We start from the raw sequence: 18013 nt of genomic DNA, 5'->3' as shown, positions 1-18013 counted from the left end.
CGGCGGGGTCGTCCCCCGCCACGACGGAAAGACGGGCCGTATAACGGGGCGCATCCCGCCCTGTCCGCCCCATAGCCTCCTCACTCCACGAAATTTCCAGAAAACGCTCTGGCATGTCGGAGAACATGCTAAGATTATGGCACTTACGCCGGTGAACGGTCACACCCTTGCCCTGCGCAATGATGCCGACAATCCTATCCCCCGGCAGAGGGCGGCAGCAGCCTGCAAAATGCAGTTCAATACCCCGCCCCACACCATTAACCAGCGTTCCTTCATAATTCTGCACCTTCCTCGGGAGGTGAGGTCGCTGGTCCAGACGCCCTTCCAGACGAGGCGACAATCCCGGAACGATGCGAGGGACCTGCCCCTGCCGAGACAGTTCGGGATAGGCCGCTCCCACAACATCCCGAGGGTCCAGCTGCCCAGCCCCGACACTGCCATACAGCTCATCTAGACTGTTCTGCTTCAGCGCAGCCAGAATGCCTTCCAGCACCTTTTCGGAGCCATCCACACCTTTCTGGCGGAAAGCACGAGCGACAGCACCCCGCCCATTCTCCACATTATTCTGCCGCTGTTGGAGGGCTACAAAACGCCGTACCCGAGCACGGGCCTTCCCGGTGACGACAAAACGCTCCCATGAGGGGGACGGGGTCCCACCCCGGGCCGTCATGATGTCGATCTGGTCGCCATTCTCCAAAACATGCTTCAGCGGAACAAGACGACCATTAACCTTGGCCCCTACGCACCGGTCCCCGACCTGACTATGCACGGCATAGGCAAAATCCACCGGCGTAGCCCCACGGGGCAGGGAAATGAGCTGCCCTTTGGGCGTAAAACAGAAGACCTGATCCTGATAAAGTTCCAGCTTGGTATTTTCGAGGAACTCATCAGGCCCCTGACTATCCTCCAAAATGTCCAACAGGTCCTGCACCCAACGCAGCTTGCGGGTATAGGCCCCGAATGTTTCGGAAAGGACAGCTGTTTCATGCTCGCTAGGGCTGCTACCGTCCTTATAGCTCCAATGAGAGGCAACACCGTTCTCGGCAAGGTCGTGCATTTCCGGCGTACGTATCTGCACCTCAATCTTCTGACTATGAGGGCGATAGAGCGTTACCCCCGTATGCAGAGACTGATATCCATTCGCCTTGGGAGTAGAAATATAGTCCTTAAACCGCCCGGCGATCATGGGGTAAGCACCATGCACGGCACCAAGTGCGGCATAGCAGGCCTCTCGCGTAGGGACGAGAATACGAAAAGCCATGATGTCTGAAAGCTGTTCAAAAGCGACATTCCGCCGCTTCATCTTCTCCCAGATGGAATAAGGCGATTTTTCCCGCCCTATGACGCTGGCCCCCTCCACCCCGGCTTCTTTGCAAAGGGTAGCAAGCTCACACCGTATCTGCTCGATCATATCTGCGCCCTGACCACGCAGATAATTCAGCCGTGCCCGGATGGTAGCGTCCGCTTCTGGCTCCAAGTTGGCAAAGGCAATATCTTGCAGTTCCGTCTTTACACGGTCCATACCGATACGTTCGGCCAATGGGGCGTAAATATCCAACGTTTCTTTTGCGATACGCTGGCGGCGGTCCGTCCGCTGGACGTAATGCAGCGTCCGCATGTTATGCAGCCTGTCCGCCAGTTTGACGATAAGCACACGGATATCCCGTGACATAGCCAACACCAGCTTGCGGAAATTTTCAGCCTGCTTGGTTCTGTCGGATTGAAGCTCCAGCCGTGTCAGCTTGGTAACGCCATCAACAATGGCGGCTACATCTTTACCAAAACGCTGCTCCAACATCTCCAATGAGATGCCCGTATCTTCGACTGTATCATGCAGGAAACCCACCATGATAGAGACGGGATCCATGCGGAACCCTGCCAAAATATTGGCAACAGCAATAGGGTGGGTAATGTAGGGGTCGCCATTGTCCCGGCACTGCCCCTCATGGGCTTTGGCTGCCAGATCGTAGGCCGCTTCCATCATGGCCAGGTCGGCATGGGAGTCGTAACGTCTAACCCTCTCCAACAACCCATTGATGGAGGGGTGAAAGTCCTGTGTGGGTGACCCTGCGGCACCAGCCACCTTCTCCGCTGGAAGAGCGGTGGAAAGTAGTGTTTCGTCAGCCATGGACCTGCCCCTATCTCTACTGATGGAAGGACCGGCTCCTTCCCCCGCCTACAGGCAGCAGAAAGACCGACCCTCCCTCAGGGCGTACGCTAACCGTAAAGGCTTAGCGGCGCCCCCGGCCTGATCCGGCCTCATCGGCTGCCATATTGGCAGCTTCTTCCTCTGCGGACACATCCTGAAGACCAAAGATATTCTGATCGGTCGGGATGAGGTCCATCACCTCTTCATCGGAAGGCTCAACTTCCGGCTGATTGCTCATGGAGCGAACAATGCCGTTCTGCAGCCCTTCGAGGCTTACATGGTCCTCAGCGATTTCACGCAGGGCGACAACGGTATTTTTGTCGTTGTCCCGTGGAACCTGCATCTCTTCCCCACGGGAAAGACCACGGGCACGCTGGGCGGCCAGCAGCACCAGGTCAAAACGGTTTGGAACCTTCTCGATGCAGTCCTCTACGGTCACACGTGCCATAAAACTGGCTCTCCCCACTCACATGCTGGAATGGCCCTTCAGCCATCGGGCCAGAAGTAAGCCTGCCATATAATAAGCAGACTCACCTCTCTCATCTCATAATCTCGTCTTTTATTACCACAAAGGCCTTTATTGACGCAACGCAAAGCTGTAAGAAGGGTTGAGAGAGGCTGTCCTGTCTTCTCCGGGACGATTATGCCATCCATAACCTTAAATCCTGTATGAACCTCATCAACATGCAGAATAGGAAAATAGCAGGACGCTTCTTTAACGACCAAGACTATATGTGAGCTATATGTCCAATCTTCTTCTACGTAAAAACGATCGTACATCACTTTTCATCAACGGAGCTAGCCTGCACCATGCGGCACGCAACTTGGGTTTTGAAGTAGATTTTCTTGCCCTGCGTGACCTTTTTGAGCAGCAGTGCTCTTTCCAGCGGGCCTTTTACTATGCCGCCATGCCGGAAACTGAAGATTACTCCCCTCTCCGCCCGCTGACAGACTGGCTGGCCTATAATGGTTACCATCTGGTCACTAAGACGGCACGGGAATTTACTAACCAGTCCGGTCAACGCCGTGTAAAGGGCAACATGAATGTCGAGCTGGCCGTCGATCTGATCGAACAGGCTCCCCGACTGGACCATATCGTAATCATTAGTGGGGATTCTGACCTGCGCCGTGCGGTAGAGGCTGTTCAGTCCCGTGGGGTCCGGGTTACGGTCATTTCTTCCGTCAAGACAACGCCGCCGATGATCGGTGATGATCTACGCCGCCAGACAGACCACTTTGTGGAGCTGGCCGATATTGCCCATCACTTTACTCGCCGCAATGCGGACAACCGCTCCCGCCCTCCCATCCGTCATCCAGCAGATGCGGAAGATTACGACGACGAAGAATAAGATTCCCCTCTCTTCAACCCCGCTTCGGCGGGGTTTTTTCTTACCCCCTTTACGCCCTCGCCGCTCCACACCATCTCCACTAAAGACAAACACAAAATTGAAAAAGGAGCGGCCCATGTCCATCAGCATTATCGGCTTCATCGGTTACGGCGCCATGGCCTCGCTCATGGGGCAGAATCTGGAGCAAGCAGGCTACGAGATCATCGCCTACACACCATCGGGCAAAGGTCATGGCGATGCGGATGTTCCCATGCTGGCCTCCCCACGCCTCGTAGCAGAACAAAGTGACGCCGTTATTCTCTGCGTCCCAGATGATGCTGCCGAAAATGCAGCTCTGCATGGCCCCGATGGCCTTCTGGCTGGACTGCGTGAAGGCCAACTCGTGCTGGATACCTCTACCGTCTCGCCGGAACAGGCTGATAATCTTGCTACCCTGCTTGGTGAACGTAAAGTCGAGGTGATGGACACCCCCATGTCCGGCAGCACACCAGAAGCCGACAAGGGTGCCCTCATCATGCTGGCAGGTGGCCCTAAAGAGACACTAAAACGAGCACGCCCCATTTTGGACTGTATCGGCCGTATTACACTCCATACAGGCCCCGCCGGGAGTGCGGCACGGCTGAAGCTGGTCGTCAACGGTATTATGGGTGGCACGTTGAACATCATTGCTGAAGGCATCGCCTATGGGCTTGCTGCAGGCGTAGACCGCAATGTGCTTTTTGATGCCCTACAGGAGTTGGCCGTCATCAGCCCTCACCACAAGCGCAAGATTAGCATGGGCAAAGCGAGGAAATTCCCATCCCAATTCCCAACCCGGCTGATGAGTAAGGACATGGGCCTCCTCATGGAAGCAGCCCGCCGCTGCGGCGTACCGATGCATGGTATGGCAGCCGCTTCTCAAAATCTGGCAGCTTCCAATCACTATCATGCGAACGAGGACTATGCCGCCCTCATCGCTAAGATGGAGCGGGATGCCGCAAACCGCTAAACCTACCGTAGGAGACAGCAACTGAATTATTGGACCAGTTTACTCTTTTTTTGGGGCAGACCGCCCCGTACATCTTGACGTTGCTGCCTCTCAACCATAGCTAAAGGGTGTCATGAATGGGCCGGGAGATGCTCTCTGCCCCTCATATGTTAAGGAAGATTTCACATGGCTTTTGAGCTCCCAAAACTCCCCTACGCCGAAAACGCACTGGCCGATGCTGGTATGTGCCAGGAAACACTGGAACTGCACCACGGCAAGCATCATCAGGCTTATGTCACGGCCCTGAATGGTTTTGTTGAGAGCAAGCCGGAACTGGCAGGCAAGGCACTTGAGGAGATCATTGCCCTCTCTCACGCTGATTCCTCTCTTGCCCCTGTCTTCAACAATGCTGGACAGCACTGGAACCACTGCATCTTCTGGAACTGCCTCTCCCCCAAGGGTGGTAAGATCCCCGGCGCACTGGAAAAGAAGCTGGTAGAAGATTTCGGGTCTGTTGATGCCTTCAAGGCTGCTTTCAAGCAGGCTGCAACAACACAGTTTGGGTCTGGCTGGGCATGGCTGGTTCTGGGCTCTGATGGCAAGCTGAAGGTCACAAAGACAGCCAATGCTGCCAATCCGCTCTCCGAAGATGAGGGCCGTACGCTGCTGGGTCTGGATGTGTGGGAACATTCCTATTATCTGGACTTCCGCAATCGCCGCCCGGACTATGTCAGCAACTTCCTCGACCGTCTCGCTAACTACGAGTATGCCGAGAGCTGCCTGAAGGGTGCCTGATCCACGGATCAACCCCGCATAAAAAAGGCCCTGCCACGGAACATCGTGGCAGGGCCTTTTTTCATCAGATCAGCTAAGCAAAATAAGCGACTGATCTCGCCTCATGAATCGTTGGCGACTTTTTCTTCACGGGGAAGGATAGTCATGATCGTGCTACGAATGACCTTCACCTTCACACCCTGTGCAATCTCCACATCCACTTCCTGAGAATCATCACGGGTGTTCTGCACCGTCCCTACGATACCCCCTGCTGTGATGATCCGATCACCACGACGGAGGCTGTTCTGCTCCTCACGCAGCTGACGCTGCCGCTTCTGCTGCGGGCGGATAAGCAGGAAGTAGAAGACAATGAAAACCAGAACGATCGGCGCATACTGCATCAACGCTGCCGAATTAAAAGCGCCACCGCCGACATCTGCGGCATAAGCCGTAGAGAAAAGAAGATTGTTCATAGGTAATTTTAGTTCCATCTTTGTGGGATACTCCCGGGACCATATCGTCCCGAGGGTTCACGTCAAGTTCATTGTACAGGAAGACCATGCCCACAACCGCCATCATTCCCCTCCTGACCCGTATCGCCAATAGTCTGGAGCGCATGGCGCCTCCCCCGGCAGACCCCTCCATAGTGGATGACCTCACGCAGGATGCATTCCTCTGGCAGGGAGCGGATGGCCGCCTGCTACCCATCCCCCAGATGCAGGCCGTTCCGCTTGATCTACTAAAAGGCATCGACCGGCAGATAAGGCAGGTCATGGGCAATACACGCTTCTTTGCTCACGGGCTGGCTGCCAATAATGTCATGCTCTGGGGGGCAAGAGGCATGGGTAAGTCCTCGCTTGTCAAAGCCTGCCTGCTGGCCATCAATGAGGAACAACGCAAAAATGGCCAGCCCCCTCTGGCTCTGATTGAGATTCCACGGGATGATCTCAACACTCTACCGCAGCTTCTAGCCCTGCTGCGCCGCAGTACCCGCCGGGTCATCCTCTTCTGTGATGATCTCTCCTTTGAGACGCAGGATGCCGATTACAAATCGCTGAAATCCGTTCTTGATGGCGGCATCGCCGGGCGACCAGACAATGTACTGGTTTATGCTACCTCCAACCGCCGCCATCTCATGCCGCAGAACATGATTGAGAATGAATCGGGCAATGCCATCAATCCGGGTGAGGCCATTGAAGAAAAGGTCTCCCTCTCCGACCGGTTCGGGCTATGGATTGGCCTATATGGAGCCTCTCAACCCCATTATCTGAGCATCATTGATGCCTACGCAGCAGACCGGAAACTTCCCATCGCTAAAGATGAGCTACACCGCCGTGCGCTGCAATGGTCTATCCAGCGAGGCAGCCGCTCCGGCCGGGTGGCTTCCCAGTTTATCACGGCCCTAAGTGCTGAACTGGCCGAGGGAACCCGCTGACACAAAAAACGGCCCGCCTGAAAACAGGGCGGGCCGTTTCTCTCATTCCGTCACAAATTAGAACGCTGCGCTGATCGTCCCGAAATATTCCCGTGTCGCACCTCGCTCTAAGGACTGATAATCCCCCACGGGCGGGTTATTATTCTCACCCATCATGGCGATATATTTGTTGTTGAACAAATTATAGACATTAAAGCTAACCGTTAGGTCCCGCACACCGGCCAGCTTCTTGAAGGTGTAATTCACCCCCGTGTTGGCCAGCCAATAGCTGCCAATGGACGTATCATTCATGAAGCTGTAATAGCGCTTACCAAAGTAATTGGCATCGAAATGCGCATTAATCCCATGCCATGTATAAGCAACAGAGGCCTTATACATCCATGACGGATAATTGACGATGTTCTTACCCTTCAAGGCGTAATGATTCCCAGCACTGGAGGTCACATCACGGTCATATGTGCCCTTATTGTAACTGAGCGTATTGGTGATGACCAACCCCGGCAGTGGGCGCACAGAAACGCTGCCATTAGCCCCCGTCATGGAAATGCGCCCGAAATCGAACTCTTCAGAGATCGGGTTGAACATTGTTCCACGCGCCCCAGCCAGAAGCTCATGCATCAAAGTGGAATGATAGACCGTAGCATCCAACTGAACGATAGATGACGTAAAGCGATAGCCCCCCATATAGGTCCATGCACGGGCTGGCTTAGACTGCGCCTTCTGCCGTAGAAACTCCTGCTGATTGGGCACAGAAAACAGCGAGTTGGCCACACCCGTGCCAGACACCTCGTAGGCACGCATGTTCTTGGATACGTCGATATAAAACTCGTTTTGCCGGTTCAGTCGCCAGTCCAAATTGAAATGCGGCAGGAAGGCCCCTGTAGCATGCAGCGAGCCAGACGGAAGACCGCCAGCATCCAAAGCCGCCCATGAGTTGTCATTCTCATGCCCGCCACCGGATGTCTGGGAGATCAGCGAACGAAAACCAGCGGTCAGGGTCAGCCCCTTGATGATGGTGTAAGTATCCTGAAGGTGGGTTTGCACCACATTGGTGCGCCACTTGAAGTTATAGACCCGGTCCGCAGGCCCATAGACACCATAAGGCCCAACTGCCTTAACAGGCGCTCCCGCACCTAGCTCTGGCTCCAGATAATTATACAACCCGGCGGTCTGGTTATTATTCTCGTACCAAACCCCTGTGTCGATCCTATGATGACCCCAGCGATAATCCAGGCTGCTCGTAATACCAAAACGCTGCTGACTGTTCTTCCAGACCTCTTGATAGAGCGGCACACCATTCGGCGTAGCGACCTGAAGGTCCGGGTCGGTCGAGGCCGCAGAGGCTGCCGCCGTATAGCTGTAATTGCCAGACTGAGCATGACCGTAGGCAGTCGTATGCCATGTCAGATGGTCCGTCAGAGCGAGGTCAAGATTCAACCCGCCAAGAAAGTTGGTTTCGTGCTGGCCACCATCATAATAGGGCATCTGACAGGCGTTGACCTGCCCGTTGGACCCCGGATAAGCCATGAAATTGTTCGGACTATTATTGCACTGCTGCGCCCACTGATAGGCCTTTTTATAATCTGGATAGAGATGTGGCACACGCCAGCCCAGATTATTAATCATCCCCAGTGAGAGGTCCGGGTAGTTCTGCTGCTGAAGGTCCGTCCAGTCGAAAAAAGCCGAAATCTTGCTGCGCTCACCAAGCGGCTGCACTAGCTTAGCATTCACTTGCTGGAGGAACTGATCGCCCTTCCCCTCCCACATACCTTCATCGGTACGAGCGTAGGAAGTATAAAACTTCGTGCCAGACTCATTCAAACGACCTGAATCAAACCGGGCATAGGTACGGTAAGACCCATAGCTGCCAAATGCCTGACTGACCTTGCCGCCCAACGTGTCGGAAGGATCGCTGGATGTAACACGAATGGTCCCGCCCAGCGTGTTGGTGGATGCCACATCCACACCACCGCCACCCTGCGACATGGTCATGCTGCCAATATCATCAGGAATGATAGCCGAGGCGAGGCTAAGACCATTGACGGACTGATAGGTCTGATCATTCAACGGGATGCCATCTAGCGTCACGCCCAGCTGATTCATGAAGAACCCACGGACATAAAGATTGGCCCCGAAACTATCGATGCCAAACGGGTCCGTAGAGGTAAAGCTCACACCCGGCATACGGTCCAATGCTTTATAGGGGCTTGTACCGGGCACGTACTCCTTCATCACGCTTTTAGGCACAGCCAGTTCCGAGGACCGGCTAGCATGAGACGCATGTACAGAGAGGCTCTGCACACCATGAGCCGATACATATTTCAGTCGGCGATGGGGAGCCTTCTTCACCGGCCCTGCGCTGGCACTGGCCGCACTGATTCCACTATTTGCCTTACCCGTAGCTGCACCCTTTCGAGGGGTTCCTTTATGAACACCCTGCCGATGTGCCACCCCGGTGCTGTCACGCATTGCAGCAGGTTTTCCTGCTGCCTCCCTGGCGGGTGCCACTGACGTTGAGGATCGGGTCTGGGCGAAAGCAGCTCCACCACCCATTCCCAGAAAAATGGCTGCGGAGGATAGAAGAAGATGGCGGCGCAATGCGTCTGGCACTCCCATGATATCAGTACACAATAAAAAACCCATGACAGGGGTTGTCTCCAAGTCAGGGCAGCTATCCACTCAAATTATGCCTGACTTCCTACCGGGCAGTAGCGTCCCTCGCAAAGGTCCATATGGTTTTTTTTAACGTTTCCTCTTCCCCCTGTGGCATAAAAGGCGCATTTTTGCCCCTCACTCCACACAGTATGACATTCTGGATACGGAGCCTCTAATGCCTTCACCCGTCCGTCCCCATACGCTACTTGTCACGGCAGCCATTCTCATCAAACAGGATGGAACCATTCTTCTGGCACAGCGACCAGAAGGGAAAACCTTCGCTGGATTGTGGGAGTTCCCCGGCGGGAAAGTGGAAGTCCCGGAATCCCCAGAGGCCGCACTAGTACGGGAACTGCATGAAGAGCTGGGTATCACCGTGCGACCGGATGCTCTGGAGCCCTTTACCTTTGTGAGCGAGGAGTGCGCCACCTTCCATCTGCTCATGGTGCTTTATCTTGTCCGGGAATGGGAAAACGAACCTGTCGGGCGGGAAGGCCAGAATCTGGCGTGGGTACCAACCAACAAACTGGGCGAGTATCCCATGCCCAAGGCCGATGCCCCTCTTGTTCCCCACATTCAGACTCTTCTGGGCTGATTAACGGTACAAGCACGAAAAAGAGGGGCCTATTACGGCCCCTCTTTCTTTTGGATAACATGAGCAGAACAGATCAGACAGTTTCCAGCACGAAACTATGCTGTGGGTTACCCGGAACATCCGTACGGAAGGCAAAAATGCCACCTGCCTGCGGTTGTGCTTCTAGCTCCTCTGGGCTTAGCCCCTTGCGAGCAGTCGTCACAAACACGGTCTTGTAGTCCTCACCACCGAAAGCCACTTTCGTAACGTTAGCAACCGGCAGCGCAATTGGCTCCATCATGCTTCCATCCGGGCGGAAACGAGTAATCTGCCCTCCAGCCCATGTTCCGCACCAGAGATTGCCTTCACTATCTGTTACGACACCATCGGGATAACCCTTGGTGAAGGTAGCGAAAATGCGCTTGTTTGTAAGGCTGCCATCCTCGCTAATATCAAAGGCATAGATACGCTGCTGCGGGCTATCGCAAGCATACAGCACCTTACCACAAGGGGAGATCGCCGGACCATTGGACACAGTATAACCACTGTCCCAATGTGAAATAACCAACTCACCCTTTTTATGTTCAACCCGATACAGGGAGCCGCTGTCCCGGCTTTCCCCGTCATCCATCGTGCCAAACCAGATACGCCCCCTCTGATCGACACAACCATCATTCAGACGGTTCCCCTCATCTTCTGGCTCGATCACGCAGGCCCGCTCGAAATAACCCGTCTTCACATCAAACCGATGCAGACCATCCGGCAGGCCAGCTAGGAACGTCCCATCATTAACAGGCAGCAAAAAGCCTGTACGGTTAGGCGCATTCCACACCGATAGGGACGCATCCGTCAGGCTGTAGCGATGGACATGATGGCTGACAATATCGACAAAATAGAACGCATTCTCAGCCTTAATCCAGACTGGCCCCTCCCCAAGCACTGCTCGAAAATCTGACAGACATACAGGCTTATGGTGTTCCAGCTTCACAGGCGTCTCTCCCTTTTTAAAGGCCATACCCTCCCATATAATGGAGAGAGGTTAATTTCCACACCCCCGGATGCCACGCCCGAGGGCCAAGTCCGCACCAAAACAACAATGCGGCCAAAACAAGGTATTACAGGCTCATGGCTCCTCTCACTGCATGTTTTCTTGTCATCGGTAATGAAATACTTTCCGGCCGCACGCAGGATGCCAACATCCGTGTCCTCGCTCAGGCTCTGAATGGCCGGGGTATAAAACTGGCAGAAGTCCGCATCATTCCTGATGTCCCCGAACAGATCATTCGTACGGTCAATGACTGCCGCGCACGATTCGATATGCTCTTTACCAGCGGAGGAATCGGCCCAACCCATGACGACATAACGTCTGCTTGCGTAGCCGAAGCCTTTGGTGTCCCACTCCTATGCCATGAAGAGAGCTTCCGGAAGCTGGAAGTCCTTTTCCCAGCGGGGCAGTTCAACAAAGCCCGCCAACGTATGGCATGGCTGCCAAAAGGCGCCACCCCTATCGAAAACAGCGTCTCCACCGCTCCCGGGTTTTCATTGGGCAATGTGCATGTCATGGCCGGCGTTCCTCGCATCTTTCAGGCGATGGTAGAATGGCTTATGCCCCATCTGGAAGCCGGGGCCCCTCTGACAAGTGCCAGCTGGTACAGTTACGATATCTATGAAGGCGACCTTGCCGAGGCACTCACCTCCATCCAGCATGACTTCCCCATGCTGGATGTCGGTTCCTATCCCTTTGATGAAGGGAAAAAACGAGGCGTAGCATTAGTGGCCAAAGGCTATGATGCGGATACCGTGACCAAAGCTGGAACCGCCCTGCATGACCTCATCGTCACGCTGGGCTTTTCACCACTGGAGGGTGATCCCCCACGGGCGGCGTAACCTGAAAAGCAGAAGGCCGCCCCAAAAGGGAGCGGCCTTCATAATAACTACAGACTAATCGGGAAATGCCTTAGCTTGCCCGTGTCATTTCCAGATAACGCTCCCGACGTCGGAGCAGTAACTCTTCCTTCGTAAGATCCTTCACAGAGGCCAACTCCGCAGAGATCGCTTCACCTACACGGTTGATTGCCTCAGCAGGCATGCGCTGGGCACCCCCTACCGGCTCATCAACGATGCGATCAATCAGCCCAAGTTTTTTCAGGTCTTGCGCTGTCAAGCGGAGAGCCTCAGCAGCGGCGGGGGCCATTTTGGGATCACGCCAGAGGATAGACGCTGCAGCCTCTGGTGAAATGACGGAATAAATCGCATGTTCCAGCATCAGAACACGGTCACCAGCTGCAATGGCGATAGCACCGCCGGAGCCACCCTCACCAATCACGGTAGCGATCAGCGGCACCTTGACCTGAAGGCAGGTATCAATCGCCCGAGCAATCGCCTCGGCCTGCCCTCGGGCTTCGGCATCAATCCCCGGCCATGCCCCTGCCGTGTCCACGAATGTCAGAATCGGCAGGCCAAAACGCTCTGCCATGCGCATTAACCGCTGCGCCTTACGGTAGCCTTCTGGACGGGCCATACCGAAATTATGACGCAAACGGCTCTCCGTATCGGAGCCACGCTCGGTACCAATCACCATGACCGGCTGCCCACGGAAACGGGCTACACCCCCTATGAGGGCCTGATCATCACCAAACGCCCGGTCCCCGGCGAGCGGCGTATAATCCGTCATCAATGATTCGATATAGTCCAGCGCATGGGGCCGCTGGGCATGACGAGCGACCTGCACCTTCTGGAGAGGTGTCAGCTTACTGTAAAGACTGCGGAGCTGCTTGTCCGCCTTCTCGGCAAGACGGGCGGTCTCCTCATCAATGTTCAGACCATCCAGACCAGCGCCATCATCCTGGCGACCAACCTGACGAAGCTCACCGATCTTGGTCTCAAGCTCGGCAACCGATTTTTCAAAATCTAGGAACTGGCGCATGATCTGCCCGATAGCACGCCAACAGGGGACAAGACAGTCCTAATTTGATCCCCTAAACCAAAACTCTGCCACTTCCGGCTATTAACTGCGTTTTTCCCCTCTCTTGGCCTTCGCATTTTCTCCCATAGGATGATGCTGCCGGACGGCCTCTTTTAACCGTTCCGTCATAACCTGCGTATAAATCTGGGTCGTAGTGATGTCGGCATGGCCTAGCAAAACCTGCAAAGCTCGCAGGTCAGCCCCCCTATTCAAGAGATGTGTCGCAAAGGAATGACGCAGCACATGGGGGCTGACACGTTGCGGGTCCAGCCCGGCCTTAAGCGCACAAGCGTATAATATTTTATCGAATCCCTGACGGGTCAGCGGCTTGCGGGGATCACGACCCGGGAACAGCCAAGGGCTATCCAAGATAGCATCATAGGCCACCAGTGCTTCCGCTGCTTCTCTGGCCGTGCTGGAAAACGGCACAAGCCGCTCCCGTCCGCCCTTACCCCGCACGGTCAGCATCCCACCCCTCTGTCGGATGCAGCTTGCCGGGAGGCTCAAAAGCTCGCTGATGCGTAGTCCTGTCGTATACAGCATCTCCAACGCCACACGGGACAGAAGGTCCCGCCGCAGATCGGCATGGCCACTGGTGCCTTTCTCCAGAAGACGCTTGACCTCTTCCTCACTCAACGGATGCGGCAGGCCACTGTGATAACGAGGAGAAACCTGTCCGGCTGTCAGCTCATCCGCCCTCACCCCCATCTGGAGCATAAAGCGGGCAAACTGCCTGAAGCAGGACAGGCGGCGGGCCTGTGTCCGGGCTGAAATGCCGCAACGCCCCTGATCGGCAAAATAAGCACGGACCTTGTTCGGGGAGACATCTGCCAGCGACAGGGGCGCACACCAGCGGGCAAAATCTTCTAGATCAGCCCGATAGGCCTCCCTCGTCCGCCCAGCAGCACCCCGCTCCGCCAGCAAGGCCTCAAGAAACGCATCAATCAGGGCACGGGATTCTACCGGGCAACGCGAGGACTTAGAGCCATCCAACAGTGCCATGGGATGACTCCTCACTGCCCCCCAACCGGCGGCAACTCTGGCAAGCCAGAGACCGCCTTCTGAGCGGGACCAGGGGGAGCCACGGCCTGCGGGGTCAGGTCACGATGCACCATTACCGGCGCTGGTGGCTGCTCCCCGTGAGCTGTCAGGATATATCCCCCCCCTACCAACACCACAAGAACCAACAGGACCAGCACCAGACGGGCAACGGTTTTCATAAAACGGCTCCATGTCAAAGGATACGCCTTGCTTATAGAAGGATCATCCGCTTTTAAAAACCCTCTTCTCGCCCTCTAAATCCACCAACTGTTGCAGAGAGGAGGATAAGGAGATATCTACCCCCACCTTCCTACCCATGATAGGAGGAAAGCCATGTCCTGTTCCTCACCCTCTCCGCAGCCGACCAAGCTGCCTTTCCGTATTCTTGTCCTTGTCGGCCTCATGGGCGCTGGCAAGACGACTCTAGGGCGGATGCTGGCCCAGCATTACAATATCCCTTTCATTGATACTGATGCTGAAATCGAAAAGGCCTCCCGCCAGAGTATCCCGGAAATATTTGCCAAGCACGGTGAGGCCCACTTCCGGGCTGGGGAACATCGGGTCATCCGCCGCCTGCTAAAAAATGGCCCTTGTATTCTGGCCACTGGCGGTGGTGCATGGATGCACCCTCAGACCCGCTCCCTCATCCATAAAGCTCCAGATGTCTGCTCCATCTGGCTCCATGTCCCCATGCCTGTCCTGCTCCGGCGTCTGCTCCACAATCGTGGTAGTCGCCCTCTTCTTGCTCAGGGGGACCCGGCAGAAACCCTACACCGCCTCGCCACCATGCGTTATCCACGCTATGCCGAAGCGGACATCATTATCGACTGTGGAGATGAAAGCGTGGAACAGGCAACCCAATCCATTACCGACACCCTCGCCAGCACAACGCTACCCCATCACGTGCCAGTTACCCTAGCAGGCCACAGTTATGAGGTCCTCATCGGTGCTGGCCTATTGGCTCAGGCGGGCCTGCGGATAAAAACCCATCTGCCCAACAATCACGCCATCATCCTGACCGATGAAACCGTTGCCTCCCACCATCTCGCAACTCTGGAAGACAGTTTCCGCAAGGCGGACATTCGCTTTCACACCGTCACCGTACCACCTGGAGAAGGCAGCAAGTCCCTCTCCCGTTTCGAAGCTGTCATGGAAGACATACTCAACCGAGGCATAGAACGAGGCACCACGGTTATCGCTCTGGGCGGCGGAGTCGTAGGTGATCTGGCCGGTTTCGTAGCGGCTACAGCACTGCGGGGAATTCCTTTCATCCAAATTCCTACGACATTGCTAGCACAAGTTGATAGCTCCGTTGGCGGCAAAACAGGCATCAATGCCCGAGCTGGCAAGAATCTCATTGGTGCTTTCTGGCAGCCCCGCCTTGTGATGGCAGATACAGGGACACTTGCTACTCTCCCTCGCCGTCAGCTTGTTGCGGGATACGCGGAAATCGTAAAATCCGGCCTCATTGCCGATGCTGATCTATTTGCATGGTGCGAAGCCAACGGCCAAGCCGTACTCGCCGGGGACCCTGCAACATTAGGAGAAGCCGTCCGCCGTGCCTGTGCCTTCAAAGCCGGAGTCGTGCAGGATGATGAGCGGGAACAAGCAGGTTCTGGCGGGCGGGCCCTGCTCAATCTCGGCCATACCTTCGCCCATGCATTCGAGGCAGAATTCCATTACGATGGACGCCTTCTGCATGGAGAGGCTGTTTCCATTGGCCTACATATGGCCCTTGCCCTGTCTGTGAAGATGGGACTTGCCCCCCGGGAAGACCTTGAACGTCTAGATGCCCATCTCCACGCTCTCGGGATGCCTGCCAGTGCTGCGGACCTGCCTCATATGCTGCATGTAGAAACGCTACTAGCCCATATGGGACGGGACAAAAAATTGCGTGACGGGAAGGTCACCTTCGTTCTGCTCCGCGGAATCGGCATGGCTTTCACCTGCCGTGACGTCACCATGGATGATGTCCGATCCCTACTGTTAGATGAGGGATTTACCCCGTAAAACCAGCCACTTTTCCGGCCCTCATACCGATTATGTGTTCTATTGGTCACAGTGCCTGTCCCATCACAGGCACTGAACGGAAAACCTCTTAACTTCCAACCAGCTTTCTATTACATCTCAATTATCGGCCGCGCTGGCTCCATACGGTGATCGTTCCGACGCCTGCCAACCGTAATGGCCGTAAGTATACAGAATTAAGGACTGAGGAAGTAAATGCGTATTCGTAATGCACTTCTCGCCATGACCTCAATGGTGGCTCTGCCGTCATTTGCCATGGCCAGCACGATCACCGGCCCGTACATCGATATGGCAGGCGGTTATAACCTGGTTCAGCATCAGCAGTTCCGTCAGGGTAACCCCGGCACTTCCCACGGTCGTGGCATCGGTGGTAACGCCCACTCCGGCACTGGCTTCAATGGCTACCTCTCCTCCGGTTATGGCTTCGGTAACGGCCTGCGCGTTGAGATCGAAGGTACATACAACCAGACACACATCACCCGTCTGGGCGGTGCTTTTGCTGCTGGCGGTGACAGCCGTAAGGCTCACGGCAAGAGCGAAGGCTGGGGTGCTTTCACCAACGTGCTGTATGACATCGATCTCGGCATGTTCGGCCTGAACGATGTGCCGGTTACACCGTTCGTTGGTATCGGTGCTGGTTACATGTGGCAGCGTTACCGCAAGGTGTACAACCGCAGCACAGGTCGTCCTGACCCGAACTTCAACAACACGCAGGGCGGTTTCGCTGCACAGTTCATCGCTGGTGCTGCTTACGACATCCCGGGCGTTCCGGGTCTGGCTCTGACAACACAGTACCGCTTCATGGGCCAGACAGGCTCCATGTCCGGCGTGACAAGTGGCCGTCAGTACCTGCATAACAACAACGAGAACCACGGTAAGGGTGACCGCGTCAGCTTCAACACGCGTTACACTCACCAGTTCCTGCTTGGCCTGCGTTATGCCTTCAACAATGCTCCGCCGCCGCCGCCGCCGGCTCCGCACGTTGTTGTCCCGCCGCCGGCTCAGGCTGCTCGTACTTACCTCGTCTTCTTCGACTGGGATAAGTCTGCTCTGACAGGCCGCGCTCGCGACATCGTTGCTCAGGCTGCTCAGGCTTCCACACACGTGCAGACAACACGCATCGAAGTTAACGGTTACACCGATAACTCCGCTGCTCATCCGGGTCCGCGCGGTGAGAAGTACAACATGGGTCTGTCCCTCCGTCGTGCTAACAGCGTCAAGGCTGAGCTGATCCGTCTGGGCGTTCCGGCTACAGCTATCGACATCCACGGTTACGGCGATGCCAACCCGCTGGTTGCTACCGGCAAGAACACTCGTGAGCCGCAGAACCGTCGCGTTGAGATCATCCTGAAGTAATCTTCAGTGCTGATTTTCAGCCCGGGCTTTACGGTCACGGAAAAAGGGTGCCTTCGGGCACCCTTTTTTTGTCCGTGCCGTTCCTAAAAAAACTCTTAATAAGAAAGAGTTACCTTTCCACAACGAAGCTATGCTAGCTTTCCCCCGCTTTACACAACAATCATTATGGCCCCCTACCAGATACATGCTTGAGCACGTTATTCCCCAAAAATTGATCAAGTTCCTTCCAATTATACAGCGCTTCTTTTATTTCGGCATTGTGGGCGTAGCTGGATTTCTTGTGGATTGGGCAAGCCTTTCCCTTTTCCGCCATGCAGTCGGACTAAGAATTGCAGCCTTGTTGGCTTATGTCGTTGCTTCCAGCAATAACTGGATTTTAAATCGTTACTGGACCTTCCGGGACTGTTGCCGCCAACGCCATAAAGTTCACCATCAATGGGGTCGTTTTATACTGGCCAACCTTCCCGGCTTCATCATAAACCGTGGTATCGTGCTGGCTCTTTTCAGTCTCTGGCCGCTGACACGTCATTACACTGTCATTGCTCTTTTCTTCGGTACAGCAGGGGGCATGTTCATCAATTTCACCCTCTGCCATCACTTCGTTTTCCACAAGAAAAAGTCTCTGACATAACGCTCGCTCTACCGAGCATCCGTATTTTCCACTGCTCGGCTCTTCCATTCCCAATCCTTGCAAAATCGTCTAAAAGGCGAGGACTACTC

17 protein-coding genes are annotated in these 18013 nt (G+C 55.2%); 9 read left to right on the top strand and 8 right to left on the bottom strand.

What is annotated here, in order from left to right; translation table 11 throughout:
* A partial coding sequence (locus AL01_RS06500) for a RelA/SpoT family protein (protein ID WP_077396631.1) occupies positions 1-2128 on the bottom strand: 2128 nt, incomplete at its 3' end.
* Positions 2129-2231: 103 nt separating this feature from the next.
* Positions 2232-2597 (bottom strand): DNA-directed RNA polymerase subunit omega, encoded by a 366-nt coding sequence (gene rpoZ, locus AL01_RS06495; protein ID WP_077396630.1) that lies wholly within the window; start codon positions 2595-2597, stop codon positions 2232-2234.
* Positions 2598-2892: 295 nt separating this feature from the next.
* Between rpoZ and AL01_RS06485 the strand changes: the two genes are divergently transcribed.
* The 3 genes from AL01_RS06485 (at position 2893) to AL01_RS06475 (ending at position 5260) form a co-directional block, all read left to right on the top strand.
* The gene (locus AL01_RS06485) at positions 2893-3498 is read left to right on the top strand and encodes a LabA-like NYN domain-containing protein (protein WP_077396677.1); all 606 of its coding nucleotides are present in this window, start codon (positions 2893-2895) and stop codon (positions 3496-3498) included.
* Between the two features lie 115 nt (positions 3499-3613).
* On the top strand, positions 3614-4486 hold the full coding sequence (locus AL01_RS06480; RefSeq protein WP_077396628.1) for an NAD(P)-dependent oxidoreductase: 873 nt from the start codon (positions 3614-3616) through the stop codon (positions 4484-4486).
* A 165-nt stretch (positions 4487-4651) separates the two neighbouring features.
* Complete coding sequence (locus AL01_RS06475; protein ID WP_077396627.1) at positions 4652-5260, top strand: superoxide dismutase; 609 nt, start codon at positions 4652-4654, stop codon at positions 5258-5260.
* Between the two features lie 101 nt (positions 5261-5361).
* On the opposite strand, the gene yajC is transcribed toward AL01_RS06475, so the two are convergent.
* Positions 5362-5712: a preprotein translocase subunit YajC gene (yajC, locus tag AL01_RS06470; RefSeq protein ID WP_077396626.1), complete on the bottom strand. Its 351-nt coding sequence runs from the start codon at positions 5710-5712 to the stop codon at positions 5362-5364.
* A gap of 86 nt (positions 5713-5798) precedes the next feature.
* Here yajC and AL01_RS06465 point away from each other — a divergent pair, with 86 nt between their 5' ends.
* The gene (locus tag AL01_RS06465) at positions 5799-6674 is read left to right on the top strand and encodes an ATP-binding protein (protein WP_077396625.1); all 876 of its coding nucleotides are present in this window, start codon (positions 5799-5801) and stop codon (positions 6672-6674) included.
* 57 nt (positions 6675-6731) lie between these two features.
* Here the strand turns inward: AL01_RS06465 and AL01_RS06460 are convergent, their stop codons facing one another.
* Positions 6732-9143, bottom strand: a complete 2412-nt coding sequence (locus AL01_RS06460; RefSeq protein ID WP_193791538.1) for a TonB-dependent receptor — start codon at positions 9141-9143, stop codon at positions 6732-6734.
* Between the two features lie 361 nt (positions 9144-9504).
* Here AL01_RS06460 and mutT point away from each other — a divergent pair, with 361 nt between their 5' ends.
* A complete protein-coding gene (gene mutT / locus AL01_RS06455) occupies positions 9505-9924 on the top strand; it encodes an 8-oxo-dGTP diphosphatase MutT (protein ID WP_077396623.1) in 420 nt (139 codons plus the stop codon).
* A 73-nt stretch (positions 9925-9997) separates the two neighbouring features.
* Here mutT and AL01_RS06450 read toward each other — a convergent pair whose 3' ends face one another.
* On the bottom strand, positions 9998-10918 hold the full coding sequence (locus AL01_RS06450) for an SMP-30/gluconolactonase/LRE family protein (RefSeq protein WP_077396622.1): 921 nt from the start codon (positions 10916-10918) through the stop codon (positions 9998-10000).
* A 110-nt stretch (positions 10919-11028) separates the two neighbouring features.
* Between AL01_RS06450 and AL01_RS06445 the strand changes: the two genes are divergently transcribed.
* A complete protein-coding gene (locus AL01_RS06445; protein ID WP_077396621.1) occupies positions 11029-11790 on the top strand; it encodes a competence/damage-inducible protein A in 762 nt (253 codons plus the stop codon).
* Between the two features lie 70 nt (positions 11791-11860).
* Here the strand turns inward: AL01_RS06445 and AL01_RS06440 are convergent, their stop codons facing one another.
* The 3 genes from AL01_RS06440 to AL01_RS06430 all read right to left on the bottom strand — a co-directional run bounded on the left by AL01_RS06440 (position 11861) and on the right by AL01_RS06430 (position 14088).
* Positions 11861-12829 carry an acetyl-CoA carboxylase carboxyltransferase subunit alpha gene (locus tag AL01_RS06440; RefSeq protein ID WP_077396620.1) on the bottom strand — a complete coding sequence of 323 codons (969 nt, stop codon included), beginning with the start codon at positions 12827-12829 and terminating at the stop codon, positions 11861-11863.
* Between the two features lie 81 nt (positions 12830-12910).
* A complete protein-coding gene (locus AL01_RS06435) occupies positions 12911-13870 on the bottom strand; it encodes a tyrosine recombinase (protein ID WP_077396619.1) in 960 nt (319 codons plus the stop codon).
* An 11-nt stretch (positions 13871-13881) separates the two neighbouring features.
* Positions 13882-14088 (bottom strand): hypothetical protein, encoded by a 207-nt coding sequence (locus tag AL01_RS06430; protein WP_077396618.1) that lies wholly within the window; start codon positions 14086-14088, stop codon positions 13882-13884.
* 154 nt (positions 14089-14242) lie between these two features.
* Between AL01_RS06430 and aroB the strand changes: the two genes are divergently transcribed.
* From aroB to AL01_RS06415, 3 genes are all read left to right on the top strand, one after another.
* Positions 14243-15919, top strand: a complete 1677-nt coding sequence (gene aroB / locus AL01_RS06425) for a 3-dehydroquinate synthase (RefSeq protein WP_077396617.1) — start codon at positions 14243-14245, stop codon at positions 15917-15919.
* A gap of 213 nt (positions 15920-16132) precedes the next feature.
* Positions 16133-17293 carry an OmpA family protein gene (locus tag AL01_RS06420; protein WP_077396616.1) on the top strand — a complete coding sequence of 387 codons (1161 nt, stop codon included), beginning with the start codon at positions 16133-16135 and terminating at the stop codon, positions 17291-17293.
* Between the two features lie 184 nt (positions 17294-17477).
* Complete coding sequence (locus AL01_RS06415) at positions 17478-17924, top strand: GtrA family protein (RefSeq protein WP_158075946.1); 447 nt, start codon at positions 17478-17480, stop codon at positions 17922-17924.
* Positions 17925-18013 lie beyond the last annotated feature (89 nt).

The organism is Bombella intestini, from assembly GCF_002003665.1.
Classification (GTDB): domain Bacteria; phylum Pseudomonadota; class Alphaproteobacteria; order Acetobacterales; family Acetobacteraceae; genus Bombella; species Bombella intestini.
Note: the sequence above shows the minus strand (reverse complement) of the source record. Positions and strands in the feature narration are given on the sequence as shown.